The 19,207-nt window shown below is 60.2% G+C and carries 13 protein-coding genes and 2 pseudogenes; 10 read left to right on the forward strand and 5 right to left on the reverse strand.

Going from position 1 to position 19,207, the window contains the following annotated elements:
* Nucleotides 1-102 precede the first annotated feature (102 nt).
* From I5L79_RS15600 to I5L79_RS15610, 3 genes are all read left to right on the forward strand, one after another.
* Complete coding sequence (locus tag I5L79_RS15600; RefSeq protein WP_196956000.1) at nt 103-543, forward strand: HNH endonuclease; 441 nt, start codon at nt 103-105, stop codon at nt 541-543.
* A 305-nt stretch (nt 544-848) separates the two neighbouring features.
* Nucleotides 849-1,301: a DUF1573 domain-containing protein gene (locus tag I5L79_RS15605; protein WP_196956001.1), complete on the forward strand. Its 453-nt coding sequence runs from the start codon at nt 849-851 to the stop codon at nt 1,299-1,301.
* A gap of 222 nt (nt 1,302-1,523) precedes the next feature.
* Nucleotides 1,524-1,865 carry a hypothetical protein gene (locus tag I5L79_RS15610; RefSeq protein ID WP_196956002.1) on the forward strand — a complete coding sequence of 114 codons (342 nt, stop codon included), beginning with the start codon at nt 1,524-1,526 and terminating at the stop codon, nt 1,863-1,865.
* Nucleotides 1,866-1,988: 123 nt separating this feature from the next.
* Here I5L79_RS15610 and I5L79_RS15615 read toward each other — a convergent pair.
* Nucleotides 1,989-2,420 (reverse strand): annotated as a pseudogene (locus I5L79_RS15615) (Tn3 family transposase); the annotation flags it as partial.
* 256 nt (nt 2,421-2,676) lie between these two features.
* Here I5L79_RS15615 and I5L79_RS15620 point away from each other — a divergent pair.
* The 6 genes from I5L79_RS15620 to I5L79_RS15645 all read left to right on the forward strand — a co-directional run bounded on the left by I5L79_RS15620 (nt 2,677) and on the right by I5L79_RS15645 (nt 10,322).
* Nucleotides 2,677-3,834, forward strand: a complete 1,158-nt coding sequence (locus I5L79_RS15620; protein WP_196956004.1) for a glutathione-independent formaldehyde dehydrogenase — start codon at nt 2,677-2,679, stop codon at nt 3,832-3,834.
* A gap of 682 nt (nt 3,835-4,516) precedes the next feature.
* Nucleotides 4,517-5,077 carry a (2Fe-2S)-binding protein gene (locus tag I5L79_RS15625; protein ID WP_196956005.1) on the forward strand — a complete coding sequence of 187 codons (561 nt, stop codon included), beginning with the start codon at nt 4,517-4,519 and terminating at the stop codon, nt 5,075-5,077.
* Nucleotides 5,078-5,096: 19 nt separating this feature from the next.
* Nucleotides 5,097-6,122, forward strand: coding sequence for an FAD binding domain-containing protein (locus I5L79_RS15630; protein WP_196956006.1), 1,026 nt, complete (start codon nt 5,097-5,099; stop codon nt 6,120-6,122).
* A gap of 119 nt (nt 6,123-6,241) precedes the next feature.
* The gene (locus tag I5L79_RS15635; protein WP_196956007.1) at nt 6,242-8,509 is read left to right on the forward strand and encodes a xanthine dehydrogenase family protein molybdopterin-binding subunit; all 2,268 of its coding nucleotides are present in this window, start codon (nt 6,242-6,244) and stop codon (nt 8,507-8,509) included.
* A 544-nt stretch (nt 8,510-9,053) separates the two neighbouring features.
* Entirely contained in the window at nt 9,054-9,347 is a 294-nt protein-coding gene (locus I5L79_RS15640) for a putative quinol monooxygenase (RefSeq protein ID WP_019949546.1), read from the forward strand.
* A 96-nt stretch (nt 9,348-9,443) separates the two neighbouring features.
* Nucleotides 9,444-10,322: a helix-turn-helix domain-containing protein gene (locus I5L79_RS15645; RefSeq protein WP_196956008.1), complete on the forward strand. Its 879-nt coding sequence runs from the start codon at nt 9,444-9,446 to the stop codon at nt 10,320-10,322.
* Between the two features lie 65 nt (nt 10,323-10,387).
* Here the strand turns inward: I5L79_RS15645 and I5L79_RS15650 are convergent.
* The 3 genes and pseudogenes from I5L79_RS15650 to I5L79_RS15660 all read right to left on the reverse strand — a co-directional run.
* Nucleotides 10,388-10,624, reverse strand: a pseudogene (locus I5L79_RS15650) (ISKra4 family transposase); the annotation flags it as partial.
* A gap of 89 nt (nt 10,625-10,713) precedes the next feature.
* A complete protein-coding gene (locus tag I5L79_RS15655) occupies nt 10,714-11,799 on the reverse strand; it encodes an IS110 family RNA-guided transposase (RefSeq protein WP_196956009.1) in 1,086 nt (361 codons plus the stop codon).
* 247 nt (nt 11,800-12,046) lie between these two features.
* The gene (locus tag I5L79_RS15660) at nt 12,047-12,655 is read right to left on the reverse strand and encodes a recombinase family protein (protein WP_196956010.1); all 609 of its coding nucleotides are present in this window, start codon (nt 12,653-12,655) and stop codon (nt 12,047-12,049) included.
* 192 nt (nt 12,656-12,847) lie between these two features.
* Here I5L79_RS15660 and I5L79_RS15665 point away from each other — a divergent pair, with 192 nt between their 5' ends.
* Nucleotides 12,848-15,916: a Tn3 family transposase gene (locus I5L79_RS15665; RefSeq protein ID WP_196956011.1), complete on the forward strand. Its 3,069-nt coding sequence runs from the start codon at nt 12,848-12,850 to the stop codon at nt 15,914-15,916.
* A gap of 324 nt (nt 15,917-16,240) precedes the next feature.
* Here I5L79_RS15665 and I5L79_RS15670 read toward each other — a convergent pair whose 3' ends face one another.
* Nucleotides 16,241-19,177 (reverse strand): type I restriction endonuclease subunit R, encoded by a 2,937-nt coding sequence (locus I5L79_RS15670; protein ID WP_196956012.1) that lies wholly within the window; start codon nt 19,175-19,177, stop codon nt 16,241-16,243.
* Between the last annotated feature and the right edge of the window lie 30 nt (nt 19,178-19,207).

Here is a 19,207-nt window from a genome sequence, read left to right on the forward strand (position 1 = left end):
TGAGAGTGTTTTTTGTTGTCTTTTGGCAACGCTAAGGAGTGCCCAGCCGTTAAACTATTATACAACGCAAGCAACCTCCCTCACCTCTGAACGCCGCCGACCATGTGCCCAGCCCCTACTGCCGCCGCTACCACCGACCGCCCCAAGCGTACCCAAGGCCAGAATTGGATTACCCCCAAGAAGCGCCTAGCAATCTACCTCCGCGATGGGTTTTGCTGCGCCTACTGTGGCAAAGGCATTGAGGCGGGCGTAACGCTGACGCTCGACCACTTGAAGCCTTACAGCAAGGGTGGGGCTATTTCCGACCACAAAAACCTAATTACCGCTTGCCTGAGCTGCAACAGCGCCCGAGGTAACCGCAGCCTGAAAGCCTTTGTAGAGGTATCAGCCGCTTACCACCAGCGTGAGGCCCAGGAAGTACTGGCCTACATCCGCCGGCAGGTACGCCGGGTACTCAAAACGAAAGTAGCCGGGGTAATGCTGGCCCAGCGCGGAAGCTGCCGCAAGGTACTCGACCAGGTTCAGGAAGGGGGGCTAGGGTAGGCAGGGCTACCCGGTGGGGCCGCCGAGGCGATTGGCCGGGGGCGGGCATCGAGCCCGCCCCCGGCCAAAAAGGGCTAAACAGCAGGAGCGTACAGGTATTGTTGTCGCTTTGCCCTATGAACCGTTCAAAGGTGTGTCGGTTCATAGGGTTGAGAGTATCTGACCCCATACCTATTGCAGCAAGTACGGAACCCGGCCTTACCAGCCGGGTTTTTTGTTGGGCAGTCGGGCGGGAAAGCACGCAATTAAATTTAATTGCAATATGGTCATGGATTTATACCTTTGCTTCGTTCAGATTTCGACCTATGAAAACACTGCTTCTCATTCTCGCCGGCACCTTTGGTTTTCAGGCAGCTACACTAGTCGCCAGCAAACCCCAGATACAGGACCCGCAATCGGGCTTGAATTACCCCCAGCCAGGCGCTTTCCTGAAGGTTTATCCTCAGGATAACCTCAGTTTTGGTACCCGGCCCAGTGGCGGCATAGTGGAGGCGAGTTTCACGCTGAAGAACATGGGCGCTGATCCCGTGATTATCCGGGACGTGCAAAGCAGCTGCGGCTGCACCGTTGCCCAGTTCAACCGTCAGCCTCTGAAAATGGGCAATAGCCGCACGCTGGTCGTTCGTTTCAATACCGATGGTCGTATTGGTCAGCAGAACACCAAGGTGGTTGTGCGGAGTAATTCTACCACCGGGCCCTTAGTGCTTTCATTTTCCGGAATCCTGGAAGAACCGGCCGCTAGTACTACCGGAAAATAAGCGATCCTGCGCAAGCATCCGAGTAGATAGGATTAATGGGAAACCTCACAATTTATTTGTGAGGTTTTTTCATGCTCACAGGGCAACGGTGTAGTTGGCTTTATAAATATGATAAATGCGATTAGGGTAAAATAAAGGGGTTTTTTGTTGCTAAATATCAACAAAAATAGCTGTTTGAACGTACACGCTATATACAGCGCAAACCTCCAGCCCGTTAATTTCATGCTTCAAGTTACCTCACTTCCGCCCGTTGCTCAGCAACTCGAAACGAACGCATATGCTTTTGGCCGTGAGGCCCAGCAGCGCGGGATGCAGGAAGTCCCCGCCCAGGATGCCAACCTTTGGCCCTTGATGAAAGGCTTGGTCGTGGGTCAGGGCCTGCCCCTGATGCAGGCGTGGCTGAAAGGCTACCGTGACCAACAGGACGAGCAGCAAATCCGCGAGTTTGCCTGCCAGTTGAAGCGAGAAACGGAAGTGGAGCAGCTGCTTCAGTCGGGCCTGAAAGATGCAGCGCGCAAGGCGCTGTGGTGGCAGTTATTTGACCAGCTTCCGGACGCGCACTAGGCCATCAATGGGCCGTTGTCTTGCTTACACATCACTACATCGTCGAACATGAAACTCTCCTTTAATCCCGATACGCTGTTGCCCAACACCGGGGGCGCACAATAGTAGGAACGGAAAACAACGTTAGGGAGATTCAACCAGCTGCTCCGGCCAGTTGGCCAGGTCACGGAGCGGCCGCAGTTCACCGGCCGCCATGCGTTCGGGCAGGGTAAAATCGTAGCGGCCCAGCATGTTGACGTGCTCGTGCAGCAAGGGCGAGAGCCGGGCTATATCAGCAGGCTCCGGGGCTCCTTCAGTGGCTTGGTGCTCTTGCAGGGCTTGTTGCAGGCACCGGGTGTTCCACAGCACCACCACGTTGACGACCGGACCCAGGGCGCCCAGTTGGTCCTTCATGCCCTCACGGTAACGCTGGTGCAGTTCGCCTTTCTTGCCGTGGAACACCGCCCGGGCTACGGCGTGCCGCCCCTCGCCCCGATTGAGTTGGACCAGAATGCGCCGGCGGTAGGCCTCGTCCTGCACGTAGGCCGACAAATACAGCGTTCGACGAACGGCGCCACTCTGCCCTGGCTTACCACTTACCCAACTGCTTCGAAACCCAGCTACAAACAACGTCCCAGATGTGTCCGGCTTAGCTAGACCACCTCAGCCCGGGGTGGTCCGGCTAAGCTGGACTACCCCGGGCTTTACTGGCTGAATCGACAACATCAACCATACCAACGGGAGGAACTGTTCATCCGCCAAAAAAAAGTCAACCTTCTGCCCAATGATGCCGTTGCTGTGAGGGGTAAGTCAACCTTTCAAGCTCAATCTCATGAAAGCACTTGTTTATTACGGCCCCTTGGACGTGCGCGTGTCCGAAATGCCCGACCCTAAAATTGAGCAACCCACTGACGTGCTGGTTCAGATAACCACCACCAACATTTGTGGCTCCGACCTGCATATGTACGATGGCCGCACCAACATCGAAGCCGGCCGGATTTTTGGCCACGAGAACCTGGGCCGGGTTGTTGAGGTCGGTAAGGCGGTGATGAAGGTCAAAGTGGGTGACATGGTGTGCATGCCGTTTAATATCGGTTGTGGCCACTGTAAAAATTGTGAGCGCAAACTCACTGCGTTTTGTCTGACGATGAACCCCGGTTTTGCCGGGGCAGCCTATGGCTTCGCCGGCATGGGACCGTATGAGGGCGGGCAGGCTGAATACTTGCGCGTGCCATACGGAGATTTCAACTGCCTGATATTGCCCGAGGATGCCAGCGAGAAGGAAAACGACTACGCTATGCTTTCCGACATCTTCCCGACGGGCTACCACGCCACGGAACTGGCGGGGGTAAAACCGGGCGAATCGGTGGTCATTTACGGCGCCGGGCCGGTTGGGCTCATGGCCACGCTGTCGGCCCGCATAAGAGGGGCCGACAAAATCATGGTGGTGGACAGCCACCCCGACCGGTTGCGGCTGGCGGAGGAATTGGGGGGCATCCCCATCGACATGTCGAAAGGCTCGGCCGTGGACCAGGTGCTGGACTTGACGGACGGGCAGGGGGCCGACCGGGGCTGCGAATGCGTGGGCTACCAGTGCTGCAACAAACACGGCCAGGAACAGGCGAACGTCACGATGAACGAACTGGTCCAGGCGGTGAAGGCGACCGGCTCTATTGGCGTGGTGGGCGTTTTTGTGCAGGAAGACCCGAAGTCCAAAGAGGCACTGCAGAAAAAAGGCCACATGGACTTCGACTTTGGCAGCTTCTGGATGAAGGGGCAAAGCATCGCCACGGGCCAAGCCAACGTCAAATCGTACAACCGGGAGCTTTGTGCGCTGATATCTTCCGGTAAAGCGAAGCCGTCCGCCATCGTCTCCCACGAGCTTTCCCTGGACGAGGCCCCCGATGCCTACAAGCACTTTAACGCCCGTGACAAGGGCTGGACGAAGGTGGTGCTGAAACCCGGCAAAACGAGCAGCGGCAAGAAATAAGCGGCAAGCCCGGAAACCGGAGCCGGGCGCGGTTTTGAAACGACGGACCGTAGCAGGCGCATCCTGTTGCGGTCCGTTGTTTCAGTGGTAGCTTGAACCAACCCAAACGGGTGGACGCGCCGTGCTGACGCCACCTTGCTCACGGCGTCCGCCACAACGTCGTCGTTCACGCCCACCGCAAACCAGCCGCTTGCAAGCCGGCCTTCTGATAGGGGGCGCTTAAGCAGGAACAGAAATTCCCGCTAATGCGGACAGCGGGCTACTCAACTAGCGGCTACAGGTTACTTTTGAGGCATTGATGGGCGTCGGGAAATGGGCCCACCGCCGGCTCCTTTTTGTACCAGCGCCGGCGAAACCAGAAGGCAATATTCACCAGGACAAGTAGCGCTGGTACTACGCGGTAGCCCGCGCCTTGATTCGCTGTCCGTTTCGACGACCACCTGCCGCGTTCTGCCACTAGCGAATCAGCTTGGGGGATGTTCGGAAATTAGAAAACGGAAAATATTCTTTCTGGGCCCGCACGGGTCCTCCCCGTCAGCAGGGCAGTTGATAAGCAACTTAAAACAGCGGTTTCTGAATTTACGCCATGCCCAACAAGCTGCGTGTTAATAAGTACATTTCCGAACGCACTCTTAGTGTTGCGTTCCTTGCCTACCCTCACTCTCTTACCCCTACTTTCCCGATGAATACAACCCCTGTCCTCCAAAAACCGCTTGATAGCTCGCCCGCGGCCATCGTGCCCGCCCAAGCCGTGACGCTGCACGTGAACGGCGAAGACCACACCCTCCAGTTGGCGCCCTGGACCTCCCTGCTCGACGCGCTGCGCGAGTACCTGGACCTGACTGGCACCAAGAAAGGCTGCGACCACGGCCAGTGCGGCGCCTGCACGGTGCTCGTGAACGGCAAGCGCATCAACTCGTGCCTGGCACTGGCTACCGTGTACCAGGGCAGCGACATTCAGACTATCGAGGGGCTGGGTACCGAGGAGGAACTGAACCCGTTGCAGCAGGCCTTCATTGACCACGATGCCTTCCAGTGCGGCTACTGCACCCCCGGCCAGATTTGCTCGGCCCAGGGGTTGATTAACGAGGGCCGCGCCAAGACCGTGGACGAAGTACGCGAGTTGATGAGCGGCAACCTCTGCCGCTGCGGCGCCTACACCAACATCCTATCGGCCGTGATGGAGGTTATTGACCGTCAGGCGGTAGTAAATAATGGCACGCTGACTACTATTCCCGCCTAATTTTCTTCTGCCCCAGCATATGAACAGTTTTACCCTCACCCAAGCCACGGCCATTGACGAGGCCCTGCGCGACAAGGCCAGCCACGACAACTCGGCCTACCTGGGCGGCGGCACCAACCTCATCGACTTGATGAAGGAAAACGTGGCCCGCCCTACCCACCTCACCAGCCTGCACAAGCTGCCGCTAAGCCAGATTGAGCGGGCGCCCGATGGCGGCCTGCGCCTGGGCGCGCTGGCCACCAACGCCGAAACGGCCTACCACCCCGAAGTGGAAAAGCACTACCCGCTGCTGAGCCAAACCATCCTGGCCGGGGCCACGCCGCAGCTGCGCAACATGGCCACCGACGGCGGCAACCTCATGCAACGCACCCGCTGCTACTACTTCTACGACCTGGCCACGCCCTGCAACAAGCGCGAACCCGGCACAGGCTGCTCCGCCATCGGCGGCTATAACCGCATTCACGCTATTCTGGGGGCCAGTGAGCAGTGTATCGCGACCCATCCTTCCGACATGTGCGTGGCCCTGGCCGCCCTCGAAGCCGTGGTGCAGGTGAGTGGCCCGGACGGCGAGCGCCGCATCAAGTTTGAGGATTTTCACCGCCTGCCCGGCGAGAGGCCGGAACTGGACAACACGCTGCAACCCGGCGAGTTGATAACGGCCGTGGACCTGCCCGAAAAAGGGTTTGCCAAGCACTTTACGTATCTCAAGCTGCGCGACCGCACGAGCTACGCCTTCGCCGCGGTGTCGGTAGCCGCGGCGCTGGAGTTGGACGGCAACACCATCCGGGAGGCGCGGCTGGCGCTGGGCGGTGTGGCCCACAAGCCCTGGCGTAGCAAAGAAGCCGAAGCACTGCTGGTAGGGCGGCCCGCTACGGTTGAAACCTTTCGCCAAGCAGCCGACCAGGTTGTGAAAGGAGCCGTGGGCCAAGGCTCCAACGACTTCAAGATTGAGTTGGCCCGGCGCGCCGTGGTGCGGGCCCTCAAGCAGGCGACCGAGATGAACTACGAGCTGGACGAAAACGCCTTCCTCAATTCCAATCCGTAGGGGCGGCCTTGCCCCCGCCCGGCCGCCCGCGCTGGCCGCAGCCGTTGACCGGCACCCTTCACGCAGCCTTGTTCATACCACGGCGGGGGCCAGCCCCGTCCCTATCCCCCCTTACTACCATGAAGCAGACGATTGCCGCTCCGCCCGTTATCCGCCTGGGCACGGACTATATTGGGAAGCCCGTTAGCCGCGTAGAGGGCTTGGCCAAAGTAACCGGCGCGGCCAAGTACGCCGCCGAGTTCAACGTGCCCGACCTGCTCTACGGCTACGTCGTGAGCAGCCCGATTGCCAAGGGCAAAATCACCAGGATTCACGCCGACGAGGTGCTGGCGCTATCCGGCGTGCTGCAGGTGTTCTCCCACGAAAACGTGCCCTCACTGGCTTGGTTCGACCGCAGCTACAAGGACGATTTGGCGCCCGGCGGCTCGCCGTTCCGGCCCCTGCACGACGCCGAAATCCTGTTCAGCCAGCAGCCCGTAGCCCTGGTTGTAGCCGAAACGTTTGAGCTGGCCCGCTACGCCGCCTCCCTGCTGCGCGTTGAGTACGCGGCCGAGGCGCACGAGACTGATATCGAGAAAAAGCGCGACGACGGCTACGAGCCCGGCCGCGGCAAATCCGGCTTCATGCCGCCGCCCAAGCCCCGCGGCAACCCCAACGAGGCGTATAAGAACGCCGCCCATCAGCACGAGGCCGAGTACATCCACCTAGCCCAGCACAACAACCCGCTGGAGAACTTCGCCACCACCGTCGAGTGGCTGGGTGAGGGCAAGAAGCTGAACATCTTCGACAAAACGCAGGGCGCGATGAACGTGCAGCAGTACCTGACGAAGATTTTCGGGCTCAGCAAGGAGGAGGCGCGGGTGATTTCCAAGTTCACCGGCGGTGCCTTCGGCGCCGGGCTGCGGCCCCAATACCAGGTGTTTCTGGCCGTGTTGGCGGCGCTGGCACTGGAGCGCTCGGTGCGCGTGTCGCTGACGCGGCAGCAGATGTTCAGCCTCGGTCACCGCCCCCACACGCTGCAATACCTCAAGTTGGGCGCCAACGAAAACGGCGGCCTCGAAGCCGTGCACCACGCCGCCCTGGCCGAAACCTCGCAGTTCGAAGACTTCACCGAAGTCGTCGTGAACTGGTCGGGGCTGCTCTACCAGTGCGAGAACGTGAAGCTGGACTACCAGTTGACCAAGATTGACGCCAACTCGCCTATCGACATGCGGGCGCCGGGCGCGGCCACGGGTTCGTTCGCCCTCGAATCGGCGATGGACGAGCTGGCCTACAAAGCTGGCGTGGACCCGCTCGATTTCCGGTTGCTCAACTATGCTGAGCGCGACCAGAACATGAACAAGGAGTTTTCGAGCAAGAAGCTGCGCGAGTGCTACCACCAGGGTGCCGCCCGGTTTGGCTGGGAAAAGCGTAACCCTACCCCCCGCTCGATGCGCGACGGCAACTGGCTGATTGGCTACGGCATGGCGACCGGCTGCTGGGACGCTACGCAGCAGAAGGCCGCCGCCAAAGCCAGCCTCACCGCCGACGGCCACCTGATGGTGAGCAGCGCCAGCAACGACATCGGCACCGGCACCTACACCATCATGACTCAGATTGCGGCCCAAACCCTGGGCTTGCCGCTGGAAGCCGTCACCTTCCGCCTCGGCGACACCGAGCTGCCCGAAGCGCCCGTGCAGGGCGGCTCCTGGACGGCCGCCTCCGTGGGCACCGCCGTGCAGGCCGCCTGCCAGGCGCTGGGCAAAAAGCTGCTCAAGCTGGCGCAGCAACTGGCCGATTCGCCGCTGCAAGGCGCCGCTTTTGAGGACGTGCAGTTTGTGGACGGGGTAATCCGGCTCAATGAGGACATCAGCCGCCGCGTCGGCATTGCCGAACTGCTCGACGCCAGCGGCGAGGAAAAAGTGGAAGCCGAAGCCACCACCGGGCCCAATATGCTCAAGCAGCAGCCCTACTCCATGCACTCACACAACGCCGTGTTCGTGGAGGTAAGAGTGGACGAGGACCTGGGCACGGTGCACGTAGCGCGCGTGGTAAACGCCGTGGCCGCCGGCCGCATCCTCAACCCCAAAACCGCCCGCAGTCAGGTGCTGGGCTCGGTGGTCTGGGGCATTGGCATGGCCCTGATGGAAGAATCCATCATGGACCACGGCTTCGGCCGCTACATCAACCACAGCCTCGCCGAGTACCATATTCCCGTCATGGCCGACATTCACACCATCGATGTGGTGCTGGTCGAGGAAGAGGACGACATCGTGAATCCGCTGGGTGTCAAAGGCATCGGGGAGATTGGCTTCGTCGGCGTGGCCGCCGCCGTCGCCAACGCCGTGTTTCACGCCACCGGCAAGCGCGTGCGCGACCTGCCGGTGAGCTTGGATAAATTACTGTAACCTCCCCTCTGCTCCTCAGCTGGCGTCCGCTGAGGAGCAGAGGTGATGAAGATATATTTCTGCCTCCTGCCTTCGTCATGACCGAACTCCAACGCCTGCTACTAATGGCGGCCGGCGCGGTGCATGAGTTCTTCCTAACGGCAGGAAGCTGAGATTACTTGGAGCCTTCCGCCGGCGGCCAGGCTGCGTTGCGACTCGTAGTGCAGCACCAACAGAGGGGGCCTCAGCGAGGTGCAGTGGCTGTTACAGAATTCTCAAGGCAGCCCAGCAACTACGTAGAATAGTTCCTGAGTATAGATGAACGGCCTGCTCATGTTCTTTTCTAGCCTGGCTCGAAGCCTCAAGCCCTTCACGTTTTGCATCGTGCCGAGTTCTGCAACAGCCACTGCACCATTCGGGGCCAGTTAAACCATGATACACGAGCTCACATACTGGTTTGAAGCGGCCATGGTCTTTTTGTCCAGCCACTAGTTGCGTCCGTCCATGTTAATCCTTTCAGAGAGGCAGCACCTTTGTTATATCAATTTACCTAACCCCCACTTCCATGAAGAATGTAGGATTGCTGGTCCGGCTCGAAGCGAAGCCCGGTAAAGAGCAGGCAGTACTCGATTTTTTGACGGGCGCTCTGCCCCTGGCTCAGCAAGAGCCGGCTACCATAACCTGGTATGCTATTCAGCTGGCGCCGGCCACCTTCGGTATCTTTGATACCTTTCCGGATGAAGCAGGCCGGCAGGCGCATCTGAACGGCCCTATTGCCGCTGCGTTGATGGCCCATGCGGCCGACTTGCTGGCCGTGCCGCCTGTCATTGAACAAGTAGCTATCTTGGCTGCCAAATAATTACCAGCCCCTAAAGCGACCTATGCCTGGGCATAGGTCGCTTTAGGGGCTGGCGGGCAGTTAGTCCAGTTGGCTAGCTGCTATTCTTCTCACGCGATGGCGATTGACTGTCTCCTGCTAACTCATCCGCACACGGGTGAATTAGCGTTTCGAAGCTACTCCTTTAGCGACGACACCCCGTTTAATTACTTACAACGCAATAATTATTACTCCCTCATTCTGCTTACGCAGGGCAGCGGCGAGCTACGCGCCAACTTTGCCACCTACCTGTTTGCTGGCAGTACGCTGTGTTGTTTTGGCCCTTACCAACCTTACACTATCCAAGCCAGCACCGCTGTAGCGGGCCTGGTCCTGGATTTTCATGCCGACTTTTTCTGCATCTACCGGCATCAGCAGGAGGTAGCTAGCAATGGCATCTTGTTCAACACCATTTTTGAGCCGCCCTTCTTCCCGGTTACAACAGAGGCGGTGCGTGAATTTGCCGCCCTGGCAGCTGTGATGCAAGAGGAAGTACGGCGTCAAGAGGTAGCACAACAAGAGTCCATCGTATTATATCTGAAGCTCTTTTTGCTGAAAGCTATCCGTATTCGTACTGCACAGCCCGCGTTAGGCACCGAGCAGAACCCGTCTGGCCGGGAGCCCTGGCTCCTGCAGCAACTTCAAGAGGCCATTAATACGCACTACCGCCACCTGCACACGGCCGGGGAGTATGCCGACCTGTTACGAGTTCCCGCCCGAAGCCTAACGCGCCTAGTCAAGTCCCATTATCAGAAGACGCTCAGCCAACTCATCACGGAGCGAATCATTATGGAGGCCAAGCGCGAACTGTACCTAACCAGTCAATCCGTCAAGGCTATCGCCTTCGCGCTGGGCTTCGGGGATGAATACTATTTCAGCCGCTTCTTCAAGAAAAATACGGCCGTATCGCCGCAGTTTTTTCGTGAATCAGTTGGGTTCGCAAAAGCAGAAAGCTAGCGCTGTTGAGCTGCCAGCGGTTGGCTGGAGAAATGGAGAGCATCAAAAAGTGTGGGGCAATGGGATTAAGCAGCCATAGCCAGGGGTTCCGCTGGCACTGACCGGAAACCGGGATACTGCTGCCGAAAACAGTCTTCCCATTCCTCGTTGAGCACTTTGATACGGGCCTGTACGAGCAGATGCGCCCCTTTTTTCGTCCACTGCATCTGCTGGCACTTGACTAGGCGTTTCGACAGCACCTGGTTCACCGCCGACTCCACAAAGCCTGTAGATACCCGTTCGCCGTAGTGATGGCCTTGGTTAAAAGTTTGGTACAAAAGATACTGTGATGGCAAGCAAGCGGTAGACCGCATTTATTTATCTTCGAGTTCCTGAAGGAGGACGTGCGCGTTCATCCTGCGTAGCCCCGGCCCGCTTCTGTAGCCGGGGCTATTTCTTGCCCGACGGACTGGGCAGTGGGGTAGTCAGGATCATACGTGCGGTCCGTTTTCCAAAGCGCGTAGCAGAGCACAAGTAGTTTGCGCATAACGGCAATGACGCCAGGCTTGCCGCTGGGGTGGCGCGTACGCAGCCGGGCATAAAAGGCAATTTGCCGCGGGTTATGGCGCAGGCTGCTAAGTGCCGGCAAGTATAAGGCCGTGCGCAGGCGCGTGTTGCCACGTTTGGAGATGCGCGTAGCGTGCGCCGAGAGGCCGCTTTGCCGCTGCACCACATCTAGGCCGGCATAGGAGGCGAGTTGACGCTCATTCTCGACCAGGGCGAAGCCGCTGGTTTCGGCCACCACGATGACGGCCGTGGTCAGCCCAATGCCGGGAATGCTGGTCAACTGCGTCAGCTTGCGCGCCAACTCCGGCTCGGCCGCCTGAAGCTCGGCCAGATCTTGATCCAGAGCCGCTATCTGCTCCTGCACCAACTGCTGCTGGGCGGCCAGGCGTGCCAGGGTGCGGTTATCAGGCTGATAGCTGTACTGGTAGGCATGCACGCGGGCTTTGAGTTGCGCACCTTGCTTGGTTAGCACCTGTCGCTCGCGGGCTAGGGCCCGCAGCTGGCGCAGCGCTGGCGTAGGCGGCTGCCAGGCGGGCAAAGCCCGCTCCAGGCCCAGCCGGCACAGCAAGCGCGCGTCCAGTTGGTCGGTCTTGCTCTTGAGCTCGGTGCTACGCGCAAAATGCTTCACCTTGTTGGGCAACAGCACGCTGAGGAACTGCTGCTGATCGGCTAAAAAGTACGCCAGTTCCTCGTAGTAGACGCCGGTGGCTTCGACCACAAACCACAGCGGAACAGCGGCCGCTCGCTGCCGGGCCACCCAGCTGAGCAGGCTGGCAAAGCCGCCCGGGGTGTTTTCAAAGGTGGTTTCCTTGCCAAAGAGCAGTTGCTGATTGCCATTCACCTGGCCTAGGCAGGCGACAAAGGAGCTTTTGGCAATGTCAATCCCGACGACGTGCTTGAGCGGGGGACTCACAGGTTTAGTGGAGGGCATCGGGCACACAGTAAGCAGGTGAAACCATAAGCCGGCCAGGGTTTTGCCACAACTTGTCTCGTGCAAATACGGGATGCCGGCGTACGGCTTAGGCTCCCTCCATACTGTGCAGTCTTCAGGCAAAACGGAAGCAGGGCACGCTTTCTTTTGTGCAACGTCGAGGCCGCAGCCGCGCGTTTAGTTAAACGTGGTGCCCCTGCTTCCTGCTCCAGCTACCCTTCACCGAAAGGCAGCACAATCATACGAGTTAATCGGTGGCCGTGCCGGCGGCCTTTCGGTGGGCGTGGATGACCACCTTTCGGTGGCGTAAGTACTTATAAAGGGTAACCTTGGAGATGTGCAGGCGCTGGGCAATCTCGTTGACGCCGAGTTGCTGCTCGCGGTAGAGCGTCTCGGCGATGATGGCCGTGCGTTCGGCCTGCTCTGAGAGGCCCCGCTGACGGCCGCCCACCCGGCCCCGGGCGCGGGCTGCGGCCAGCCCGGCGTGGGTACGCTCGCGAATCAGCTCCCGCTCAAACTCGGCCAGGGAGGCAAAGAGGTTGAACACAAGCCGGCCCTGGGCGGAGGTCGTGTTGATGGCATCGGTGAGGGAAACCAGGCCCACGCCCAGCTGCTGGAAGTCACCCACCACCTGCAGCAGATGCTTGAGCGAGCGCCCCAAGCGGTCGAGCTTGTAGATGTAGACCGTGTCGCCGGTGCGCAGCTGTGTCAGCAGCCGCTCCAGCTCCGAGCGGCTGGTGCTGGCCCCGGACACCTTTTCCTGGTAGATGGTTTCGCAGCCCGCTTTGGTGAGGGCATCGAGTTGCAGTTCCAGGTTCTGGTCGCGGGTCGAGACGCGGGCGTAGCCGATTTTCATGGGGTAAAGTACAGTTTATCCGTTGCGAAGGTACCCTTGTTTGTACTTTGATTGCTGAACAAGTTTTCTGTACCAAATCAGCTGGTTTCGGCTTTGCTTTACCCCAGCGGGTCTCTCAGGTTAACTTGTACAGAAATACGTTCGTTTCACTGTACAAGCCAACGGGCTACTTTTAGGATTTACTTCCTTCAAATGGCCCGTCACCTTCCCTTACTTGACGCCACTCAGCGTCGCGCCTTCGACCAGCCGCCTGTTTTCAATCAGCCGCAACGGCAACTCTTCTTCGCGTTGCCCGATTGGGCTACCCGGTTTCTGGATACGCTGCTGGCGCCGCACAGCCGGGGCGGCTTCGTGTTGCAGGTCGGCTACTTCAAGGCGACCGGGCGCTTCTTTCCCATTGACCGGTTCCTGGCGGCTGACCAGGCGTACGTGCAGCAGCATTACCGCTTGGGAGCGGTGGAGTGGGCGCGCTATGATAAGGTCACCCGTTTCTACCACCGGGAGCAGATTCTGCAGCAATTCGGGGTGCCGCCCTTTGAGCAGGTCGAAGCGGCCGTGCGGCAGCAAGTGACGCATTTTGCCCGCCAGCAGATGTACCCGGTGGCCGTGTTTCACTCCGCCGCCGATTACATCCGCACCCATCGCTGGGAAGTGCCGACCTACGCCGCGCTGGCCGGCCTCGTCACCGAGGCTTTCCGCACGGTGGAACAACAGCTCATCACGCAGCTCGCACACCACCTGACGCCGGCCGTGCGCCAGCAATTAGATGCCTTGTTCACCACGCCCGAAGAAGCCCCGGCCCATTCGCACCGGCCCTACCGGCTGACCACACTCAAGCGCAGCCTGGAGCTGATGCGCCCGATGGCTATCCGCGCCAACGTGCAGGACTACGCCGTGCTCCAGACGCTGTTCACCCAGGTGTACCCCGTGGTGCAGGCCCTGGACTTATCGGAGGAAGTGGTGCGCTTCTACGCCCGCTACGTCGAGCGGACGCAGGTGTTTCAGGTGCAGCAGCAGGCCGACAAGAAGTACCTGATGGTGCTCTGCTTCGTGGTCTACCAGTACTACCAGGTCGGCGACCTGCTCACCGAAACGCTCCTGCAAGCCGTGCAAACTCACTGCAACGCCGCCCAGCGGGAAACGCAAGAGCGCGTCTACCGCCAGCAGCAGGACTCGGCTAGCCAACTGCGCCAGGTACTGGAAGGGGTGGTCAGCCACGGCGCGGCCCTGGCGCAGCTGGAAGAAGTCGCCTTTTCGTTTGCCCGCACCAACGCGGAGAAGGTGACAGCCTTGCTGGCCTGGCTGCAAACCCCGGCCGTGGCGGATTTTGCGCAACTGGGCCACACGGCGCAACAGTTGCGCCAAGGGGGCGGGGGTAGTCGCATCGGCCCGTATTATCAGGTCGTGGAGGAGCGCTCGCGCGCCCTCCAGCGCCGGCTGGGCGAGATTTTGCGCACCGTGGCCTACGAAGGCGCGGCCGACAGCCCGCTGGCCCAAGCCCTTGCCCAGTACCGAGCGCGGGACGGCCAGGTTAGCGCTCATCCCCCGACTACCTTTTTGAAAGCCGCGGAACGGGCCGCCCTGGCGCAAGCCGAAAGCCCTGTTTCCCTGTACAAGGCCCTGCTGGCGGGCCACGTGGCCGACCACCTGAAAGCCGGCAAGCTGAACCTGGCCCACTCGCTGCGCTACCGCCCCTTCGACACCTACCTGCTGGAGGCCACCACCTGGGAGCGGCAGCGGGACGCGTTACTGGCGCAGACGGACCTCGTGCACCTGCGCCAGCCGGGTCCTTGGCTGGCCGGGTTGCAAGCCAAACTGGCCACCGCTTTCGCCCGCACCTGTGAGCGACTGGACGCCGGCACCAACCCCGGCGTGCGGGCGCGCGCCAACGGGCGGCCCCGCTTCCTGACGCCGGCCCGGCCCCTGGACGAGGACGCCCCGGTAGCGCGGCCACTGTTTCCCGGGCCGGGCCTGATTTCCTTGCACGAGGTGCTGCACACCGTTAACCAGCAGTGCCACTTCACCAGCTGCCTCACCCACTGGAGTCCACGTAATCGGCCGCCCCGGCCCGCGGAGCGGGTATTCTTCGCGGGCCTCATGGCGTACGGCTGCAACCTGGGGCTGACGCGCATGGCCCATGCCACCAAGCACGTGGCGCTGGCCACCCTGGAGAACGCGGTCAATTGGTACTTCTCGCTCGAGAACCTGCGCCGGGCCAACGACGCCGTGGTGGCCCTGACCGGCAAGCTGCCCGTTAGCCGCCTCTTCCAACGCCACCCCGAGGCGGTGCACACCTCCTCCGATGGCCAGAAGTACTACGTGGCCGTTGATTCGATTCACGCCACGCATTCGTACAAGTATTTTGGTCAGGAAAAGGGCATCGTCTCCTACGGCTTCCTCGACGACCGCCATCGGCTCTTTTACTCGACCACGTTCAGCTCGTCCGAGCGCGAGGCCGCCTATTTGGTGGATGGCCTGCTGCACAACGACGTGGTCGAGGCCACCATCCACAGCACCGACACCCACGGCTTCACGGAAGTCAACTTCGCGCTCACTGCCTTTTTGGGCATCGAATTCGCCCCCCGCATCCAGTCCTTTCAGGACCAGCAGTTCTACGCCTTCGCCGGCATGGACGTGCCCGACCTGACGGCCTACGGCCTGGCGCCGGTCAAGTACATCGACCAGGGCCTTATCGAGGCGCAGTGGGATACGCGGCGGCGGCTGGTGGTGAGCCTCAAGCAAAAGCACGTGACGGCCTCCACCGTGCTGCGCCGACTCAATTCCTACTCGCAGCAGCACCCCGTCTACCTAGCCCTGCGCGAGCTGGGCCGGGTGGTGCGCACCGAGTTTCTGCTCCGTTATATGGACGACCAAAGCCTGCGCAAGCGCATCGACGACCAGCTGGACAAGCTCGAAAGCACGCATACCTTCGCCCGGGCCGTGTTCTACGGCCAAAACGGGCAGATTCCCTACGCCGGCAAGGAAGAGCAGCAGGTGGCTGACGCCTGCAAACAGCTCGTACAAAACACGATTGTGTGCTGGAACTGTCTCTACCTCAATCAGTATTTATTCCAGGCCCCGACGGCCGAGCGCCAGGCGGTGGCCGACGCCATTGCCGCCAGCTCGCCCGTGAGTTGGCAGCACATCAACCTGCACGGCGAGTTTGACTTCTCGGATGATGCCCTCAAAGACTCGCTCCGCTTTGACATCGAAGCCCTTTTCGCCTTCAACTGGGAACAGGTTTCGGGCCCGTCCGATTAACTTTTGGACCAAACTTTTAACCAAGGCCGTGACTCGGCGCAGGTAATTAGAACCCGTCTTTTTCAGGTAGTCAACAACGAACTTGGGGTAGACATGGCTCTCTCGCAGGTCATCCTCTACTTCATACAACTTGCATATACCTTTCATCACCAAAGACATTTATCAGAATAACATATTGGCTATTAGAGCTTCATCTAATACAGAGATGTATTCGTGTTACCAGTATTACTAGTATTACCGGTGTTACCAGTATTACTCTAAACGAAGCAACCCTGATATTCACGCCCGCTTCTGAGCGACGGTCCGCACTGCGTAGCTGCTTGACTACTGCCCAGGCGGTAAGTATGTCTGCCGGAATGATTCTCCGGTAAGCCAATGCTTGAAGCTGGGGTTGCCGCTGAACTGCTTGAAGAGCTCGGTGTGGTCTTTCAGGAAGCTTAGTACGGCCTCCTGCAGGGCCTTGTCGTGCTCGATGCGGGCATTCTGTTCATCCGAGTTGGCCATGGCGTTCTGGTAGGCTTTGTTAGCCGCCACCTTTGCCGGCAGTTCGTGGGTGATAATCTGGACTACCTTGTCCTTGTCCTGCCAGGAGATGTTACCGAACAGCGTATTAAACTGGCTGACAATGGTGCTCAGCAGCGACATTTCCGGCTCGGCTACAAAGCCACTCTGGCCCAGCTCGACGGGTGCAATCTCGGCGTCCTGCTCAACCAGCGTAATGGCCTGTGCCGCCTGCAGCTCAGCCCGGTAGCTGTCCATATCAATGGCCTCCAGAATACCCAGCGCCAGGTCGTCGTCTTGCGGAGAGGGCAGCTTGGGCAGCAGTAGGTTCAGAAAGATGCTGCGCTTCTCCCAGGGGGCGTAGTGGTAGGGCAGAATGGTGCCCAGGAACTCGTAGGTGCGCACAAAGCTCTTGGCTCCGCCTTTGAACTGTACCTGTCCGGCTTCATCCAGATGCGCCTGGTAGCGAGCCACGCACACATCCAGCAGCACGTCGAGCTGCGGCCGGGGAGCGCCGGCCAGTAGCAGGGCTACTACCGCTTCCACGTCGGCCTCGTCGTAGACATCGGCCCCGTCGAGGGCGCTTTGCAGGTCGTGAAGCTTGTTGGGGTCGGTGGCCCCGCCCAGCACCGTGGTTTGGTAGTAAGTGGCAAAGGCTGCCTCAATCGTTGCCTGGTCGTTGAAGAAGTCCAGGACACTGGTATCGTGCTTCTTGGGATGCGCCCGGTTCAGGCGTGACAAGGTTTGTACGGCCTTGATGCCGGCTAGGGGCTTGTCCACGTACATCGTGTGCAGCAGGGGCTCGTCGTAGCCGGTCTGGAACTTGTCGGCCACCACCAGAAAGCGCCGGTCGCCGGTGCGGAATTCGGTTTCAATATCCCCGCTGGCAAACCCATTCAGCGTTTCCTCGCTCACGTTCTTATCGCCGTAGGCTAGTTCGCCCGAGAACGCCACCAGGGCCTGGTAGGGGCTGCCGCGCTCCCGCAGGTAGGTCTGTATGGCGTGGTAGTACTCCACAGCCCGCGCAATGCCGTTGCACACGACCATAGCCCGGGCCTGCTTACCAATTTTGTGCTGCACCTGCTCGTGGAAGTGGTCGACCATGATTTCGGCTTTGCGCCGAATGGCCCGGTCGTGGCCCTCCACGTACTGCCGCAGCTTCTTGGCCGCTTTCTGCTCGTCGTACTCCGGGTCATGCTCCACTCTTTTCAGCAGCCGGTAGTAACCCGCCACGCAGGTGTAGTTGCGCAGCACGTCCAGAATAAAGCCCTCCTGGATGGCCTGCTTCATGGCATAGGTGTGGAACGGCCGGAACTTGGTGTGTTCGCCGTCCGGGTAAGGCTCCCCGAATATTTCCAGCGTCCGCCCTTTGGGCGTGGCCGTGAAGGCGAAGTAGCTGGCGTTGGGCAGCATCTTGCGCGACTCCATGAGGGCCACGATTTTATCTTCCGTGGTTTCCTCTTCTTCCTCATCCTCGGTGCCGGTCAGGGCCATGTTCATCTTGGCCGCTGTGCGGCCGCCCTGGCTGGAGTGAGCCTCGTCAATGAGCAGCGCGAAGCGGCGCCCCTGCAGCTCGCCGCTGATGTCGTCCAGAATGAAGGGAAACTTCTGCACGGTGGTGATGATGATTTTCTTGCCGGCCTGCAAAAAGGCGCGCAAGTCACCCGAGCGCTCGGCGTGGCCCACCACGGAACCCACCTGCGCAAAGCCCCGGATGGTGTTGCGAATCTGCTTGTCCAGGTTGCGCCGGTCCGTCACCACCACCACGGAATCGAACACGGCGGCCGGGCTGCCGGCCTCTTGCAAGCCCACCAGCTGGTGCGCCAGCCAGGCCAGGGAGTTACTCTTGCCCGAACCGGCCGAGTGCTGAATTAAGTAGCGCTTCCCGACGCCCCGGGCTAACACATCAGCCAGCAGCGCCCGCACGACTTCGAGCTGGTGGTAGCGCGGAAAAATGGGTTGGCGCTGCTTCTTGCCCTGCTCGGTGGTGGATTCCAGCACCGCCACGTAGTTCTCGACCAGGTTGGCCACGCTGGCTTTGGTCAGCACCGCCCGCCACAAATAGTCCGTTTTCAGGCCCTCGGGGTTGGGTGGGTTGCCCGCGCCCTGCTGGTAGCCCTTGTTGAAGGGCAGGAACCAAGAGGCTTTGCCCGCCAGCGCGGCGCAGAACTTCACCTGCTGGTCGTCTACGGCCAGGTGTACCAGGCAGCGGCCCGGCTGAAAGAGCAGCTCCCGGGGGTCGCGGTTTTCCTGGTACTGCGTCACGGCGTCGGCTACGGTCTGCTTGGTCAGGCTGTTCTTTAGCTCCATCGTCAGCAGCGGCAAGCCGTTGAGGAAAAGCACGACGTCCACCGAGTTGTGGTGCTGGCTGCTGTAAAACAGCTGCCGCGTGACGCTAAACACGTTTTGCTGGTGCAGCTTGGCAGCCTCGGCGTTACCGGCAGTAGGGGTAGCATAGTACAGCGCCACCGAAGCCGGGCCGTGCTTAATGCCCTGGCGCAGCACGTCTACCACGCCGCGCTTGGTAACCTCGCCCCGCAGCCGCTCCAGAAACTTTTGCCGCTCGCTCGGCACCTCCAACCGCAGCATATCGACTGTCGCCTGCTGCGTAGCCAAGAGAAACGCCCAGAGCTTGGGCAGGTCCAGCGCCAGCGCCTTGTCGTAGTCGCTCGAAGCCCCTATCAGGTAGTGGGATTCATCACGCAGGGACTCTACGACAATGGTTTCCAGCCCTTTTTCGCTCGTATCAGTTGGTTTCATGCGGTGATAGTAGAAGGCAACGGCGGTAAT

Source organism: Hymenobacter guriensis, from assembly GCF_015773195.1.
In the GTDB taxonomy this organism is placed as follows: Bacteria; Bacteroidota; Bacteroidia; order Cytophagales; family Hymenobacteraceae; genus Hymenobacter; species Hymenobacter guriensis.